At 72.8% G+C, this 16,472-nt stretch carries 11 protein-coding genes and 1 tRNA gene; 9 read left to right on the forward strand and 3 right to left on the reverse strand.

Annotation, left to right across the window (positions count from 1 at the left end; all coding sequences use genetic code 11):
- Window positions 1-54 precede the first annotated feature (54 nt).
- Window positions 55-633 carry a DinB family protein gene (locus DZA62_RS17710; protein ID WP_116950240.1) on the reverse strand — a complete coding sequence of 193 codons (579 nt, stop codon included), beginning with the start codon at window positions 631-633 and terminating at the stop codon, window positions 55-57.
- Window positions 634-681: 48 nt separating this feature from the next.
- On the opposite strand from DZA62_RS17710, the gene DZA62_RS17715 reads away from it, so the two are divergent.
- Window positions 682-1,431 carry a 2-phosphosulfolactate phosphatase gene (locus DZA62_RS17715; RefSeq protein ID WP_116950241.1) on the forward strand — a complete coding sequence of 250 codons (750 nt, stop codon included), beginning with the start codon at window positions 682-684 and terminating at the stop codon, window positions 1,429-1,431.
- Here the strand turns inward: DZA62_RS17715 and pdxR are convergent.
- Window positions 1,418-2,860: a MocR-like pyridoxine biosynthesis transcription factor PdxR gene (gene pdxR, locus DZA62_RS17720; protein ID WP_116950242.1), complete on the reverse strand. Its 1,443-nt coding sequence runs from the start codon at window positions 2,858-2,860 to the stop codon at window positions 1,418-1,420. The genes DZA62_RS17715 and pdxR overlap by 14 nt on opposite strands.
- A 66-nt stretch (window positions 2,861-2,926) precedes the next feature.
- Here pdxR and DZA62_RS17725 point away from each other — a divergent pair, with 66 nt between their 5' ends.
- From DZA62_RS17725 to DZA62_RS17745, 6 genes are all read left to right on the forward strand, one after another.
- On the forward strand, window positions 2,927-3,376 hold the full coding sequence (locus DZA62_RS17725; protein ID WP_116950243.1) for a carboxymuconolactone decarboxylase family protein: 450 nt from the start codon (window positions 2,927-2,929) through the stop codon (window positions 3,374-3,376).
- 64 nt (window positions 3,377-3,440) lie between these two features.
- On the forward strand, window positions 3,441-4,244 hold the full coding sequence (locus DZA62_RS17730; RefSeq protein WP_116950244.1) for a nucleotidyltransferase domain-containing protein: 804 nt from the start codon (window positions 3,441-3,443) through the stop codon (window positions 4,242-4,244).
- Between the two features lie 423 nt (window positions 4,245-4,667).
- A complete protein-coding gene (locus tag DZA62_RS35780; RefSeq protein WP_157987737.1) occupies window positions 4,668-4,811 on the forward strand; it encodes a hypothetical protein in 144 nt (47 codons plus the stop codon).
- Between the two features lie 747 nt (window positions 4,812-5,558).
- Window positions 5,559-6,599: a multicopper oxidase domain-containing protein gene (locus tag DZA62_RS17735; RefSeq protein ID WP_116950245.1), complete on the forward strand. Its 1,041-nt coding sequence runs from the start codon at window positions 5,559-5,561 to the stop codon at window positions 6,597-6,599.
- Between the two features lie 86 nt (window positions 6,600-6,685).
- Entirely contained in the window at window positions 6,686-10,780 is a 4,095-nt protein-coding gene (locus tag DZA62_RS17740) for a ThuA domain-containing protein (protein ID WP_116950246.1), read from the forward strand.
- Between the two features lie 232 nt (window positions 10,781-11,012).
- A complete protein-coding gene (locus tag DZA62_RS17745) occupies window positions 11,013-14,063 on the forward strand; it encodes an OmpL47-type beta-barrel domain-containing protein (protein ID WP_456298830.1) in 3,051 nt (1,016 codons plus the stop codon).
- 112 nt (window positions 14,064-14,175) lie between these two features.
- On the opposite strand, the gene DZA62_RS17750 is transcribed toward DZA62_RS17745, so the two are convergent.
- Window positions 14,176-15,021, reverse strand: coding sequence for a YhjD/YihY/BrkB family envelope integrity protein (locus DZA62_RS17750; protein WP_157987739.1), 846 nt, complete (start codon window positions 15,019-15,021; stop codon window positions 14,176-14,178).
- Between the two features lie 177 nt (window positions 15,022-15,198).
- On the opposite strand from DZA62_RS17750, the gene DZA62_RS17755 reads away from it, so the two are divergent.
- Window positions 15,199-16,176: an NAD(P)H-dependent flavin oxidoreductase gene (locus DZA62_RS17755; RefSeq protein ID WP_116950247.1), complete on the forward strand. Its 978-nt coding sequence runs from the start codon at window positions 15,199-15,201 to the stop codon at window positions 16,174-16,176.
- A gap of 34 nt (window positions 16,177-16,210) precedes the next feature.
- Window positions 16,211-16,287, forward strand: a tRNA-Ile gene (locus DZA62_RS17760).
- Window positions 16,288-16,472: the final 185 nt, after the last annotated feature.

The following is a 16,472-nucleotide window of genomic DNA, read 5'->3' on the forward strand; positions in this document are numbered from 1 at the left end:
CGATCTCCCGTACGCCGAGCCGCGTACGCCCTACGTCGAGCCGCGTACGCCGGCTCAGGGCGGCGGCGCGAACGCGTCGGCGGCCGCCCGGACGCGGGCGAGGTAGGTACTCCACGTCGCGGCATCGCCCAACTCGTCGTGGTCGGCGCCGGCCTTGCCGTCGATGAGCTCGCGGACGATGTCGGCGTGGCCGGCGTGCCGGGCGGTCTCGGCCAGCATGCGGATGAGCAGCACCCCGAGCGTGGTGTCGGCGCGTTCGGCCGGCCAGTGCGGCACCCGGCCCGCAGTGTCGAGGCCGAGTTCCTCGATCGTCAGGTCGCCGTGCGCGCACGCCCGCCGGTACAGGCCGAGGATGTACTCGCTGGACTCCGACGGTGTCGCCCACATGTCGGCGCCCTCCCACACCGAGCCGTCCTCCTCCCACGCCAGGGTCTCGGGCGGTGTGCGGCCGAAGGACGTGCCGAGGTAGACGTACTCGCCCCCGGCCAGGTGCTTGGCCAGCCCGAGCAGGTTGGTGCCGGTGGGCGTCAGCGGCCGGCGCAGGTCGTACTCGCTCAGCCCGTCGAGCTTGGACATCAGCCCCTCGCGAGCCTCGTGCAGTTTGCGGTGCAGCTCAGCCTTCAGGTCCGCCATGGCCCCACCCAACCACCCGGCCCCGACAAGGTCGGCGAGAATCAGCGGGTGGGTGCATGGGACCAGGACGGCTACGGCGTGCGCGTCGACTGGGGCCCGGCCGGCGCGGGGCGGCTCGCCCCGCACGTCGCCTGCCTGGTCGTCGTCGACGTGCTGTCGTTCACGACGGCGGTGTCGGTGGCGGCCGACGCGGGCACAACGGTGTTTCCGTACGCCTGGCGCGACGAGTCGGCGGCGGCCTACGCGGACGCCGTCGGCGCCAGGCTCGCGGTCGGCCGGAAGGAGGCGAGCCCGCGGTCGCCGTGGTCGCTGTCGCCGGCGGCGCTGCGGGCCGCGCCGGTCACGCCGCGGCTGGTGCTGCCGTCGCCGAACGGGTCGGCCATCGCGGCCGCCGCGGGCGACGATCCCGCCGTCACCGTCGTCGCGGGTTGCCTGCGCAACGCGGCGGCCGTCGGGCGCTGGCTGACGGCCGCCGGCTACGGCACCGCTGACCGGCCGGTCGGCGTCATCCCGGCGGGCGAGCGCTGGCCGGACGGCACCCTGCGCCCGGCGCTGGAGGACCTGCTCGGAGCCGGCGCGATCGTCGCCGCGCTCGGCGCCGCGCACCTCTCTCCCGAGGCGATCGCCGCGCGCGCGGCCGCCGACGCCGCGCCCGACCTCGCCGCCACCCTGCGCGACTGCGCGTCCGGCCGCGAGCTGATCGCGTACGGCTATCCCGGCGACGTCGCCATCGCGGCCGAGCGCGACGCCGCCGACGTCGTCCCGGTGCTGACCGGCGGCGGGTTCAGCCCGGTGTGACCGCCCGGAACGCCGCCGCGAGCCGTTCCAGCCCGGCCGGCAGGTCCGCCGCCTCGATCGCGCCGTACCCGAGCACCAGGCCGGCCGGCCCGCCCGGCGCCGCCTGGTATCTGCCGAGCGTCTCGGCGCGCACACCGGCGGCCCGCGCCCGTGCGGCGACGGCCCGCACGACCGCGCCGTCGCCGGAGCGCAGCAGCGCGCACACGTGCAGACCGGCCGCCGACGGCACGACCTCCAGGTACGGCGCCAGCCCACCACCCTCGAGCCCGGCCAGCAACAGCGACCGCCGCTCGGCGTACACCTTCGCCGTCCGCCGGATGTGCCGCGCCAGCAGCCCCTCGTCCATGAACCGGGCCAGCGCGGCCTCCGTGGCCACCGGCCCGTGGCCGTCGGCCAGCCGGCGGGCGGTGCGCACCGCGTCACGCAGCGACGGCGGCACGACGGCGAAGCCGAGCCGCAGCCCGGGCAGCAGCGTCTTCGAGAACGTCCCGACGTAGACGACCCGTCCGCCACCGCCCAGGCCGTGCAACGGCTCCAGCGGCCGATCGGCGAACCGGTACTCGCTGTCGTAGTCGTCCTCGACGACGGCGGCGTCGTGAGCGCCGGCCCAGGCCAGCAGCTCGAGCCGGCGCGGCAGCGACATGGCGACGCCGAGCGGGAACTGGTGCGACGGCGTCACGTACACCAGCCGAGCCGAGCGCGGCAGCCGCGACACCACCAGCCCGTCGCCGTCGACCGGCACGCCGACCACCCGCGCGCCGTACGACTCGAAGGCCTCCCGCGCCGGCGGATACCCGGGCTCCTCGACGGCCACGACGTCGCCCGGCGCGAGCAGCACACGCGCGACGAGATCGAGGGCCTGCTGAGCACCGCTGGTCACGACGACGTCGTCGGCGCCGGCCCGCACCGATCGCGCGTAGCCGACGTACCGGGCGAGGGCGGCGCGCAGGTCCGGATGACCGGCCGGGCCGGCGTAGCCCACGGGCTCGCGGCCCTGCCGCCACTCGGCCGCGACCAGCCGCCGCCAGGTGTCGTACGGGAACAGCCGGGTGTCCGGGACGCCGACCTGGAAGTCGTATCGGGCGGCCGTATGCGGCCCGGGCGACCTCGGCGCGCCGTCCCAGCCCGGCCGCGGCCGTAGTCCGCCGGCCGGCATGGTTCGAGCGGCGACGCGGGACGCGCCGGCCGCCGCGCCCGGCGCGACGAAGGTCCCCGCCCCGACCCGGCCGACGAGGAAACCCTCGGCGCTCAGCCGCTCGTACGCCGTCGCCACCGTGCCGCGCGACACGTTCAGGGTCCGGGCCAGCTCGCGCGACGGCGGCAGCCGGTCGCCGGGGCGCAGCCGGCCGTCGCGGACGCCGTCGCGCAGGGATCGGTAGATCCGCGCGGCGAGGTCGCCCGCGCCGTCGAGGCTGACGTGGAACTCCAATGGACCAATCAATCAGACGGGAATTGTCACTGTGAAGAGACCAATGTAGCGCCGTACGGTGACGGCATGACGCGTATGGACATCGCCGCCCTCGCCCCCGCGGCGTACAGGGCACTCACCGCACTCGACAGCCGCGCCCACGAGGGCGATCTGCCGGCCGGCCTGCTCGACCTGGTGAAACTGCGGGTCAGCCAGGTCAACGGCTGCGCCTACTGCGTCGACTCGCACAGCCACGACGCCGTGAAGGGCGGCGAGGCCCCGGCCCGCGTCTACGCCGTCGCCGCCTGGGGCGAAGGCCCGTTCTTCGGCCCGGCCGAGCGGGCGGCGTTCGCGCTCGCGGAGTCGATGACCCGGCTCAGCGAGGGCGCGCCCCGGGTGCCGGACGACGTCTGGGAGCAGGCCCGCGCCCACTACGACGACCCGCAACTGGCCCAGCTGATCATGGTCATCACGACGATCAACGCCTGGAACCGGGTCTGCGTCACCGTCCGCATGGTCCCGGAGTCCTTCGCCTGATCGACGGCCGCACCGGACGGTAAATCACTCGCCCCGGGGCCGGTCCGGACGCGACCATGGCGTCATGGAGACGACCCGGCGACCCAACGTCGAGTACGGCGACCCCGACGTCGCGCTGCCCAACGAGATCCTGCGCTCGGTGGTCGGCTCGGGCGTGCACGGCATCGCCATCGCCGGCACCGACGACCACGACGAGATGGGCGTCTACATCGAGCCTCCCGAGTCGGTCGTCGGCCTGCTCCCCCGGCAGCCGCACTACGTCTGGCGCACCCAGCCCGAGGGCGTGCGGTCCGGCCACGGCGACACCGACCTCGTCCTCTACTCCCTGCGCAAGTACCTGAAGCTGGCGCTCAAGGGCAACCCGACGGTGCTGCTGCCGTTGTACGCGCCCGAGGCCGACCTCGTCGTCGTCAGCCCGCTCGGTACGGAGCTGCGGGCGCTCGCCGGCGCGTTCCTGTCGCGGCAGGCGGCCGAACGGTTCCTCGGCTACATGACGGCGCAGCACGAGCGGATGCTCGGCAGCGGCAGGCGCAACCGGGTGCCGAACCGGCCCGAACTGATCGAGCGCTACGGCTGGGACGTCAAGTACGGCAGCCACGCGCTGCGGCTGGCCTACCAGGGCCGAGAGATCGCGCTGGACGGACGACTCAGCCTGCCGCTGCGCCCGGACGAGCGCGAGCGGGTGCTCGCGGTCAAGCGCGGCGAGGTCGCCCGCGACGAGGTCTCGGTCGAGATCACGGCGGTCGAGGCGGAGGTACGGACGGCCCTCGACGGCGGCCGCTCGCCGCTGCCGCCCGAGGCCGACCGCCGCCGCATCTCCGCCTGGGCCGTCGACGCCCAGCGACGGCACTGGGGCTGGGCCGGCTGAGCCCGGCCCCGGCCGTCGGCTCAGGCGGGACTGCTCAGGGCACCGGTGTTCCCTTCGCGCCGGGTGACGTCAGAGGCACATGTCGGCGCTGACGTCACCCGGCGCGAAGACACTCCGCCACCAGGCGCGCTCATCGCGTGCATGAATCCACGCATCCGCGCGCGCTGACCCGCCCGCTCACTTCGCGAAAGCGGGTATTGACGGCCGTTTCCAGGTGAGCGATCCTGAGGGTTCTCCCATTCGTGTGAACGGCCCCCGATCCCTGCGGCTCCCTTTTTCCAGCCGCTTGAACCGCCGGCCGCTGGGCGGCCGGCAATTCGCGTCGGCGCCGCATAGGAATTCCCGGTCTGGGTCGAATGCGCCCGGCATCGACGTCGGTTCTCGCGCCGGCGAGGCGTGCCGGTCGCGGACTGGAGGGGTGCCGTGACTCCCAGCTTCACCGGACTGCGGTCGCTCGCCCGACTGCGCCGCTGGCTGCTCGGTCCGGAGCAGCCGAACCTCAGCCTGCGGCTGTCGGCCGGCCTGGTGGCCGTGCTGGCGCTGCTCGCGCTGGCCGGCACCCGCTGACGGTCGCCGAGCCGCGGGTCACCGCTGCGCCGGCCGACTGCGGTACGGCCGGCGACGCGACCCGCGTCCGACCCGGATCCGCACGCCCACCGGCGACGATGCAGCCGTCACACCCTCTGCGGACCGGCCCCTGCTGGGCCGGCGGTGAACGACTCGGCGGCGGGCGAGTGGCCGGAGCAGGGCCGGTCGATGTGACCCGGTAAGTGCCCCGGTGCATGGTGACCACCTCACCTCGGACGAACGACCTCGGCCCGGCGGCCATGCGGGGCCACCGGGTGCGCTCGTCCGCGGCGAGGTCACACAGGCTCCGGCCCTGCCCTGCGGTGACCCACACCACTGACGACTGGGACGGTACCTAGCGAGCGACCACCGACACAACCGTTACCTCCCGGTAACTTGCAAAAGTCCCCTGTCGCTCGACCTAAGTCGGCCAGGGACGGCCGCCCACCCACGCGCACGTGAGATTCCGGCCGGGACGAAGTTCACCAATGGCGATACCAGCGCCTTTTCGACCGAATCGGATCTGGAACGCAGTCGGCCCGAAGCGTTACCAAGGGAGCATTTGTCGACGAACGTGAAACTTTCTGTTGACGTGCATGCAAAAGCCCCTTTACTGTGCGGAGCCATGTACGGGTCGGTGCGAATCAGCGACCGTCGGGGGTCGTCCATGCCCTGCGGTGGTGGTGGTGCCGGCCCCACCCCCGGTCTCCGGTGCAGGCGCCCCGGGACTCACGGAATGGAGACCCCATGGCTGACAACCCCGTCCGACGCGGCTGGTTAGGGCACCTCTCCCGCCGGTCGGTGCTGGCCGGCGCGGTCGCGAGTGCGGCCTTCCCCGCCGTCGCCGCGAGCACGAGCGCGGCGCCGTCGAGCCCCAGCTCGGCCGCCGTACCCGGGCTGCGCACGGCCCGGGCCGCCGGCACGACCCAGCGGGTGACGATCTACGCCGAGGCGCTGTCCGGCGGCCGGTTCGGCTACGGGCTGGCACCCGGCGAGGCGACCATCCCCGGCCCGCTGCTGGAGATCGTCGAGGGCGACACCCTGGAGATCACGCTGGTCAACACGACGAGCCAGCGGCTCTCGATCCACCCGCACGGCGTCGACTACGACGTCTTCTCCGACGGGTCCCCGTTCAACGCCTCCTTCAACGAGCCCGGCGAGACGCGCACCTACGTGTGGCGCAGCAAGGAACGCACCTCGGCCGGCGGCCGGGGCTGGCTGCCGGGAACGGCCGGCTACTGGCACTACCACGACCACGCGCTGGGCGGCGACCACGGCACCCAGGGACTCCAGAAGGGCCTGTACGGCGGTCTCATCGTGCGCCGCAAGGGCGACCTGCTGCCGGACAAGACGTTCGTCGTCGTGTTCAACGACATGACGATCAACAACCTGATGGCGCCGATGACGCCGATGTTCGACGCCGTCCTGGGTGAGCGCGTGGAGTGGCTGTGCATCGGCCACGGAAGCATGGAACACACCTTCCACCTGCATGCTCACCGCTGGGCCGACAACCGGACCGGGTACCTCGACGGGCCGAACGACCTGACCCAGGCCGTCGACAACAAGGATCTCAACCCCGGCAGCTCGTTCGGGTTCCAGGTGATCGCCGGCGACGGCGTCGGCGCGGGCGCGTGGATGTACCACTGCCACGTGCAGTTCCACTCCGACGGCGGCATGGCCGGCGTCTTCCTGGTCCGCAACGAGGACGGCAGCATCCCCGACCACGCACAGGAGGCGATCGAGCGGTTCCACGGAGGACACGGGGGCCACCAGGGCCACGCGGGCTAGTCGCCGAGCGCCCGCACGACACCACCCACATCGATCAGGGCCGAGAACGCACAGGCACGAGCGCACATCGATTCGAAGGAGCAACGATGAGACGCACCAGCCTCGTCCGTCCGGAGGGAGGACCACCGGCGCGATCCGCACGGTGGCGCCGGACGTTCGTCCTGGCGAGTACGGCGGTCCTGGCGCTCAGCGTGAGCGCGCTGCCCGCGCAGGGGCAGCCCGAGCAGCCCGAACCGTCCGAGCCCTCGCCCAGCGCCTCGAGCGCGCCGGCCGCGAAGTCCCCCGACGCCGCGGACAACGCCAGCCCGGCCGCCCGCCAGGCCCTCAGCGCCGCCAAGGCGAACAACGCCGACGGCGCCGCCAAGGTGCTGGTCTTCCACGGCCCAGCCGACGAGCAGGACGATCCCGTCGCGACCGCAGTCGCGGCGGTCCAGGAGCTGGGCGCCGCGAGCGGCCTCGGCGTCGACGTGTCGACCGATCCGGCCAGCTTCTCCGCGGAGACGCTCGCCGCGTACCGGGGCGTCGTCTTCCTGTCCGCCATGGGCACCGAGCTGTCGCCGTCGCAGGAGGACGCGCTCGAGGCCTACATCGAGGACGGCGGCGGCTTCCTCGGCATCGGCGACGCGTCGCGCGCGCAGGAGCGGTCGGAGTGGTTCACCGGGCTGATCGGTACCCGGCCGGTCGGCGCGCTGCCGGACTCGCTCGACATCGCCGCGGTCAGCGCCACGGCGAACAACCCGCCCAACGAGGACGCGGCGAAGGTCGTCGACGGCAACGTCAACACCAAGTGGCTGGGGTTCGTGCGCACGGCGCAGATCACGGTCCGGCTGACCGAGCCGGCCGCGGTGAACCAGTACGCGCTGGCGTCGGCCAACGACTCCGCCGGCCGCGACCCGCAGGACTGGACGATCCAGGGCTCGAACGACGGGACGACGTGGGTCGACCTGGACCGCCGCACCAACGAGGACTTCCCGGAGCGGTTCCAGGTCAAGGCCTACGAGTTCGCCAACACCACGGAGTACCTGCACTACCGCCTCGACATCACCCGCAACTCCGGCGACACCATCACCCAGCTGGCCGAGTGGCAGCTGTTCGCCGGCGAGGTCGTCGAGCCGGAGCCGGTGCAGCCGCAGGAGGCCACCGTCAGCATCGTCGACCGGCAGCACCCGGCCAACGACGGCCTGCCGCTGACGCTGACCCGCACCGACCGGTGGACCAACTGGGCCCCGAACCCCGTCGGCACCGTGCATACCGTCGCACAGGTCCAGGAGCGCACCTACGAGCCCGGCGAGGGCGCCAACGGCGCGTTCCACCCGATCTCGTGGTGTCGTGACTACGACGGCGGCCGCTCCTTCTACACGGGCATGGGCGGCACGGCCGAGAGCTGGGACGAGGCGGAGTTCCGCAGCCACGTCACCGGCGCGCTGCAGTGGGCCACGGGCCTCGTCCGCGGCGACTGCCAGGCCACCATCGGCGCGAACTACGACGTCGAGCGGCTGTCCGCGGTGAACCAGACCGGGCAGCTGGACCAGAACGGCGAGCCGCACGGCCTCGACGTCGCCGCCGACGGCACCGTCTTCTACATCGGCAAGGCGGCCTGCGCCACCGGCCCCGTCGTCCCCTGGGAGAACGCGAACGTCGGCCGCGGCTGCGGCACCATCCACCAGTGGGACCCGGAGACGGGTGACGTGCAGCTGCTGACCACGCTGGACGTGTTCGGCAACCGCGGCAGCGGCGGCGAGCTGGTCAAGACCGAGGAGGGCCTGGTCGGCATCGCGCTGGACCCGGCGTTCGCCGAGAACGGCTGGATGTACGTCTACTGGATGCCGTACGAGTCGATCGACAAGGTCCGCCGCGTCGGCGACCGGACGGTGTCGCGGTTCACCTACGACCACCAGACCCAGCAGATCGACCTCGGCAGCCGCGAGGACCTGCTGTCGTGGGAGACGCAGATCCACAGCTGCTGCCACGCGGGCGGCGGCATGGACTTCGACTCCGAGGGCAACCTGTACATCGGCGTCGGCGACGCCAACTCGTCGGGCGGCTCGAGCGGGTACTCCGGCAACAACTGGACCCAGGAGTTCGCGGGCATCTCGTTCCAGGACGCCCGCCGCACGTCGGGCAACACGAACGACCTGAACGGCAAGATCCTGCGCATCCACCCGGAACCCGACGGCACCTACACCATCCCGGACGGGAACCTGTTCACCGGCCAGGAGGAGGGCGGCGGCAAGACCCGGGCCGAGATCTACGTCATGGGCGTGCGCAACATCTCGACCCTGTACGTGGACACGGTGACGGACTACCTGCACGCCGCCTGGGTCGGCCCCGACGCCGGCGGCCCGAACGCGGACCTCGGCCCGGCCAAGTACGAGACGGCGACGATCATCACGTCGGCGGGCAACCAGGGCTGGCCGTTCTGCATGGGCAACCGGCAGCCGTACCGCGACCGCAGCAACACCGACGCGACGGTGCTGACCGACTGGTACGACTGCAAGGGCAACCTGCTGAACACCTCGCCGCGCAACACCGGCCTGGTGGACATCCCCGACGCCCGCGACAACATGATCTGGTACTCCCCGCAGGGCGGCAACCCGGACTTCCCGGACCGCGGCGACGGCGTCCCGACGTACGACAACGACGACGCCACCTACGGGTTCCCGTACATGCGCAGCGGCGGCTGCCAGGCCGTCATGACCGGCCCGACGTTCCGCGAGTCGCTGGTCGACACCGGCAGCGGGGTCTCGTGGCCGTCGTACTGGGAGGGCAAGTGGATCCTCGGTGACAACTGCGGCTCGAGCAGCCGCATCGCCGTCACCGTGGACCCCGAAGGCATCGAGGAGCAGGCCCCGCCGCTGTTCGCGGAGAACCTGACCTCGATCATCCCGCACGGCGGCGCCAACGACCAGCTGCAGAGCTGGATGATGACGTCGCGGTTCGGCCCGGACGGCGCGCTCTACATGTCCGACTACAGCGGCGGGTTCTTCAGCCTCACCCCGAACCAGAAGCTGATCCGCGTGGTCTACAACGGCGGCCCGGCCACCCCGGTGGCGTCGGCGTCGGCGACGGCCGTGCAGAACAAGCCGCTGACCATCGCCTTCACCGGCGCCCGCTCCGGCGGCGTGTCCTACGCGTGGGACTTCGGCGACGGCGCCACGTCGGACGAGGCGAACCCGCGGCACACCTACGCCGCGGTGGGCTCGTACACCGCGACGCTCACCGTGACGTACGCGGACGGCGAGACCATGACCACCGAGGTCGAGGTCACCGTCGGCTGCGCCGTGCCGGACGACCGCGGCACCGTGTGGCTGCGCGACACCGACACCGGCGTGACCAACGACGTCGTCGGCGAGGGCTGCACCATCAACGACCTCATCGACGACGAGAGCAGCTGGCCGAACCACGGCCAGTTCGTCCGGCACGTCACGGACGTCGCGAACGGCCTGTCGGCCGACGGGATCATCACGGCCCGCGAGAAGGCCACGCTGACCCGGCTCGCGGCGCAGTCCGAGATCGGCAAGCCGGGTGACACCGGCTGGGACGCCATCTTCGACGGGACCGCCGAGTCCCTCGAGGGCTGGGCCCAGGCGCCGGGCGGCTTCTTCGAGCTGCAGGGCGACGGGACGATCATCAGCCGCGGCGGGCTGGGCATGCTCTGGTACGCCGAGCGGGAGTTCGCCGACTACTCGGTGCGGCTGCAGTTCCGCGACGTCTCGCCCGGCACCACCCGCGCCAACAGCGGTGTGTTCATCCGGTTCCCGAACCCGAACCAACCGCTGGCGGAGCGGCCGGAGTGCGGCCGCGTCGGTTCCGCGGCGAACTCGCCGGCCTGGGTCGCGATCTACTGCGGCCAGGAGATCCAGATCTACGACGGCGCCACCGGCGAGGTGCAGAAGACCGGGTCGGTCTACAACTTCGACCCGATCGCTCTGCCCGGTTCGGGCGCCACGCCGAAGGGCGAGTGGAACGACTACGAGATCCGGGTCGAGGGCCAGCACTACACGATCATCCGCAACGGCGCGGTGATCAACGAGTTCGACAACGTGCCTGGCATCGCGTCGTCGCGCGCGGGTGACCCGCCGACCGACCTGCGCCAGTTCCTCAGCGGATACATCGGGTTGCAGAACCACGGCAACAACGACCTGATCGAGTTCCGCAACATCCGGGTCCGGGAGCTCTAGCCCCCCGGCGGCCGGCCGGTGCGGGCGCGACCTACCCCCGGGTCGCGCCCGTCCCGGCGGGCCTCGGCCGCCGGGACGCTCGGCGTCTCGCGGATTCACGAAAGAGGTGCGGCACTTCATGCTTCAACGACTCTGGGCGGACCTCACCGGCCGCCATCCCTCGACGGGCCGGTCCGGCCGCCGGCGGGTGACGCCCCAGGGCGTCGTCGTCGCGGTGCTGACCATGGCCCTCATGGCCGTCGGCCTGGTACCGACGGCCGCCGCCCTGCGCGGCGCGCCGGCGGCCACGTCGACGTCGTCCGCCTCTGCCGGCGCGGCCGAGACCGCGGCGGCGCAGACACTCACCTGGACCGGCAACAACAGCGTGACGGCGTACGGGACGGCCCCGACGACGGCGGTGGCCGGGCCGACGACGATCGTCTTCGAGAACAGCGTGGCCACCGGCAACACCAGCGGCATGCCGCACACGCTGACGTTCGAGACCGGCGACCCGCAGTACAACCAGGACGTCGTCCTCGACATCACGGCGAACCCGTTCGACCCGAACGGCGGACGTCACGAGGTCGAGGTCGTCCTGACGCCGGGTGTCTACCGCTACTTCTGCGCGTTCCCCGGGCACGGCTCGATGACCGGTCTGCTGGTCGTCACCGACGGTCCCGAGGACACCACCCCGCCGGAGGTGTCCGCGCAGGTCACCGGCGACCAGAACGCCGACGGCGACTACGTCGGATCGGCCACCGTCACGGTGAGCGCGACGGACACCGGCTCGGGCGTCGACACCATCGAGTACGAGATCGACGACCTCGGATTCCAGCCCTACACCGCCCCGGTGGTGGTCGACGAGGTCGGCGACCACTCGGTGCAGTACCGCGCCACGGACAATGCCGGCAACACCTCCGAGGTCGAGTCGGTGCAGTTCACCGTCGCCGAGCCGGAGCCGGACGACACCACTCCGCCGGACGTCTCGGCAGCGGTCTCCGGCGAGCAGGACGACGACGGCAACTACGTCGGGTCGGCGACGGTCACCGTGACGGCGACCGACGCGGAGTCCGGCGTCGCGTCGGTCGAGTACGCGCTGGACGGCGGCGCCTTCCAGGCCTACACCGCGCCCGTCGTGGTCTCGGCCATCGGCGCGCACACGGTGCAGTACCGGGCGACCGACAACGCGGGCAACGTCGCGCCGGTCGAGTCGGCGGCGTTCACCGTCGTCGAACCGGAGCCGGACGACACCACCCCGCCGGACGTCTCGGCGGCCGTGTCCGGTGACCAGAACGCCGACGGCGACTACGTCGGGTCGGCGACCGTGACGATCACCGCGACGGACGCGCAGTCCGGCGTCGCGTCGGTCGAGTACAGCCTGAACGGCGCCGCGTTCGCCCCGTACACCGCGCCCGTCGTGGTCTCGTCGGTCGGCGACCACACGGTGCAGTACCGGGCGACCGACAACGCCGGCAACGTCGCGCCCGTCGAGGCCGTCCAGTTCACCGTCGTCGAACCGGAGCCGGACGACACCACCCCGCCGGACGTCTCGGCGACCGTGTCCGGCGAGCAGAACGACGAGGGCGACTACGTGGCGTCGGCGACCGTGACGGTCACGGCGACCGACGCCGAGTCGGGCGTCGCGTCGATCGCGTACGCGCTGGACGGCGGCTCGTTCCAGCCGTACACGACCCCGGTCGTCGTGACGGCGCTGGGCGAGCACACGGTGCAGTACCGCGCGACGGACAACGCCGGCAACACCTCGCCGGTCGAGTCCGTGACCTTCACCGTCGTCGAACCGGAGCCCGACGACACCACCCCGCCCGAGACGTCGGCCGCCGTCACCGGCGACCAGAACGCCGACGGCGACTACGTCGGGTCGGCCACGGTGACGATCACCGCGTCGGACGCGCAGTCGGGCGTCGCGTCGATCGAGTACAACCTCGACGGCGCCGGCTTCACCGCCTACACGACGCCACTGGTCGTCAGCGCGCTCGGCGACCACACCGTGCAGTACCGGGCGACCGACAACGCCGGCAACGTCGCGCCGGTCGGGTCGGTGGCCTTCACCGTCGTCGAGCCGGAGCCGGACGACACCAGGCCGCCGGACGTCTCGGCCGCTGTCGCGGGTGACCAGAACCCGGACGGCGAGTACGTCGGGTCGGCGACCGTGACGATCACCGCGACGGACGCGCAGTCCGGCGTCGCGTCGATCGCGTACGCGCTGGACGGCGGCTCGTTCCAGCCGTACACGACCCCGGTCACCGTCTCCGCCGTCGGCGACCACGTCGTCCAGTACCGGGCGACCGACAACGCCGGCAACACCTCGCCGGTCGAGTCCGTCGCGTTCACCGTCGTCGCGCCGGAACCGGACGACACCACCCCGCCCGAGACGTCGGCCGCCGTCACCGGCGACCGGAACGACGAGGGCGACTACATCGGGGCCGCGACGGTGACCGTCACCGCGACGGACGCGCAGTCCGGCGTCGCGTCGATCGAGTACAACCTCGACGGCGCCGGCTTCACCGCCTACACGGCGCCGGTCGTCGTCTCGTCGGTCGGCGACCACACCGTGCAGTACCGGGCGACCGACAACGCCGGCAACGTCGCGCCGGTCGAGTCCGTCGCGTTCACCGTCGTCGCGCCCGAGCCGGACGACACCACGCCGCCGACCGTGGCGGCGTCGGTGGCGGGCGAGCAGAACCCGGACGGCGCCTACGTCGACTCCGCGACCGTCACCGTCACCGCGACGGACGCCGAGTCCGGCGTCGCGTCGGTCGTCTACTCGCTCGACGACGGCGCGTTCGTGCCGTACACCGGGCCGGTCGTCGTCTCGTCGGTCGGCGAGCACACCGTCCGGTACCGGGCGACGGACCACGCGGGCAACGAGTCCGAGGCCGGGTCGGTGACGTTCACCGTCGTCGAGCGCGACGGGGACGCCTGCCCCGACTCGGACACCCGCCCGACGGTGGTCATCGGCGGCCTCGACTCGCTCGTGGCCAACGTCGACCGCGGCGACGGCTGCACCATCAACGACCTCATCGACGACGAGGGCGAGTGGGCCAACCACGGCCAGTTCGTCCGGCACGTCACCGAGGTCGCGAACCAGCTGGTCACCGCCGGCGTCATCACCGGCCGGGAGCGGGGCATGCTGACCCGCACCGCGGCCCAGTCCGAGGTCGGCAAGACGCCGCCGGCCGAGTCGGTACCGGCCGAGCCGGCCGCGGCGAAGGCCTCGGCCGCAGCCGCACCCGCCGAGCCGTCGATCGAGGAGGCGCTCGCGCACCACGCCGGACACCACTGATTCCCTTGTCCCTTGTGGGACTCATCGCCGCATCGGACCTCGCGGTCGGCCCTGACCCATGACGGATCGACCACGGACGCCCCGGGGACCGCAGCCCCGGGGCGTCCGCCTGTCATCCCCTGAGCCAGCGGCCCAGCTGACCGTCGTCCGTCACGACCACCCGGCCGATGACCGCCGTCACGAGAAAGCAGAGCGAGACCACGTACAGCCAGGCCAGATACGTGAACGCGACGCCGATGGAGCCGAACCGGTCCGCGCTGGAATCCAGCGCCCGCGGCAGCCAGACCGCCGACGCCGGGCGGACCGCGAGCATCGTGACCGCGAACAGCAGTGCGCCGGGCAGCAGCAGCCGCGGCCGGACGGCGCCGGCCAGCAGCACCCACGGCAGGAACAGCGTGACCGCCGTGTCCGCCGCGAACGCCGTCACCGACTGCCAGGCCCGCGGCTGCGGCAGTTCGCCGGCCAGCACCGCCAGCTGCCGCACGACGACGATCGACAACGCGAGTCCGACGACCGCGGCCAGCCAGCGCCAGGCCGAGCCGAGCCGGTTGCGCGGCCGCGGCAACGCCCACACCGCCGTGAACGCCCGCGTCACCGCGCGCGACAGGCTGGTCGCCGACACCAGCACGATCAGCACGCCGACCACCCCGAACGCCGTCCCCGCCGCGCCCTGCACCGCGTCGTCCATCACCGCCCGCGACTCGTCCGGGATCTGCAGCGCCTGCGCCGTCGCGTCCGTCGCGCTCGCACCGGACCACGTCGCGAACAGGATGAGGATCGGCAGCACCGAGCTGAACACCTGGGCCGCCACCGTCATCGCCCGATCGAACACGTCGATGCGCACACACGCGGCGGCGCCGCCGGCCGCGATCCGGCCAGGCCAGCGCCCGATGACCCACCTCAGCCTCCGCGGCACCCACTCCAGCTCGGCATCGGCGCCGTGTGCGTCGTCTGACACACGGCCCATCCCACCGTCCGGCCGACGGTCGAGCGCCACCCTCAGCGGGTGATGTCCGAGCGCGGACGGCGCTCGGCCGGTGTCATTGTGTCGAGCGGCAGCACCCGGCGACCCGGTCGGGCTCCCATCGGCGTCCGCGCCCGGTTGGAGGGCCGCTCCCCTGGCAATGATGTCCCCATGACGTTGTCGACGGCGTTCACGGACCTGTTCGGGTTGCGGCATCCGATCGCGCTCGCGCCGATGGGCGGGTCGGCCGGTGGCGCCCTGGCGTCGGCCGTGTCGCGCGCCGGCGGCTTCGGGATGCTGGGCGCCGCGTTGGGCGACCGGGCGTGGCTCGATCGCGAGGCGCCGATCGTCGCGTCCGACCCGGCGCTGCCGTGGGGCGTCGGGTTCCTCACCTGGGGCATCCAGGACGGCGCGGTCGAGCGTGCGCTGGAGTACGGTCCGCGGGCGGTCATGCTGTCCTTCGGCGACCCCGCTCCGTACGCCGCCCGGATCCGTCAGGCGGGTGCGGCGCTGATCCTGCAGGTCACCGACCTCGAGGAGGCCAGGCAGGCCGTCGACCTGGGCGCCGACGTCATCGTGGTCCAGGGGACCGAGGCCGGCGGGCACGGCGCCCGGAACGGCCGGTCGACGCTGCCGTTCGTGCCCGTCGTGGCCGACCTCGCGGCGCCCGTGCCGGTACTGGCGGCCGGCGGCATCGCCGACGGCCGCGGTGTGGCTGCCGCCCTGGCGCTGGGTGCGGCCGGGGCCCTGATCGGCACGCGGTTCCAGGCCACGACCGAGTCTCTGGCCGATCCCGCCATCGTCCGGGCGATCGTCGAAGGATCGGCCGCGGACACCGAGCGCAGCACCGTCCTCGACATCGCCCGCGGCTCCCCCTGGCCGTCGCGGTACCCGGCCCGCACCCTCGGCCATCCCTACCTCGACCGGTGGCGCGACCGCGAGACCGACCTCGCCGGCGACGCCCAGGCCCTGCGCGACTACCAGGACGACGTGGCGCGTGGCGCGATACCCCCGCTCCCCGTCTGGGCGGGCGAGGGGGTCGATCTCATCACCGACCTCCCCTCGGCCGGCGACCTCGTCGCCACCCTGATCGCCCAGGCCGAGGACGCCCTGGCCCGAGCGGGACGCCGCCCGCCGTCGTCGGGGTAAGGTTCTCGGGCGCGAGCGTTCACTCGCCGCTCCCGGGGCGGTAGCTCAGCCGGTTAGAGCAGGGGACTCATAATCCCTGGGTCGTGGGTTCGAGTCCCACCCGCCCTACCAGCAAGACAGCAACGACGCACCTTCACCACCGCGAGTCGATCCTCTCGAACACGCTCTCGGTCCGGAACGCGAGGACCGCCCGCGGACGCGGATCGCGCACCGATGAGGTTCTCGCGCCGCGCCCGGCGACGGCCCTCCCTCCGCGCCTTCCTCGCGTTCCGAGCGACCTGTCGGCCGACTCGCCG

The sequence above is a fragment of the Jiangella endophytica genome (assembly GCF_003427025.1).
GTDB classification, from domain to species: Bacteria; Actinomycetota; Actinomycetes; order Jiangellales; family Jiangellaceae; genus Jiangella; species Jiangella endophytica.

Coding starts and splice junctions, on each gene's coding strand:
- DZA62_RS17755 (WP_116950247.1), top strand. CDS start 15,199: ATGACGTTGTCGACGGCGTTCACGGACCTGTTCGGGTTGCGGCATCCG.
- DZA62_RS17740 (WP_116950246.1), top strand. CDS start 6,686: ATGAGACGCACCAGCCTCGTCCGTCCGGAGGGAGGACCACCGGCGCGA.
- DZA62_RS17730 (WP_116950244.1), top strand. CDS start 3,441: ATGGAGACGACCCGGCGACCCAACGTCGAGTACGGCGACCCCGACGTC.
- DZA62_RS17710 (WP_116950240.1), bottom strand. CDS start 633: ATGGCGGACCTGAAGGCTGAGCTGCACCGCAAACTGCACGAGGCTCGC.
- DZA62_RS17745 (WP_456298830.1), top strand. CDS start 11,013: ATGGCCGTCGGCCTGGTACCGACGGCCGCCGCCCTGCGCGGCGCGCCG.
- DZA62_RS17725 (WP_116950243.1), top strand. CDS start 2,927: ATGACGCGTATGGACATCGCCGCCCTCGCCCCCGCGGCGTACAGGGCA.
- DZA62_RS17735 (WP_116950245.1), top strand. CDS start 5,559: ATGGCTGACAACCCCGTCCGACGCGGCTGGTTAGGGCACCTCTCCCGC.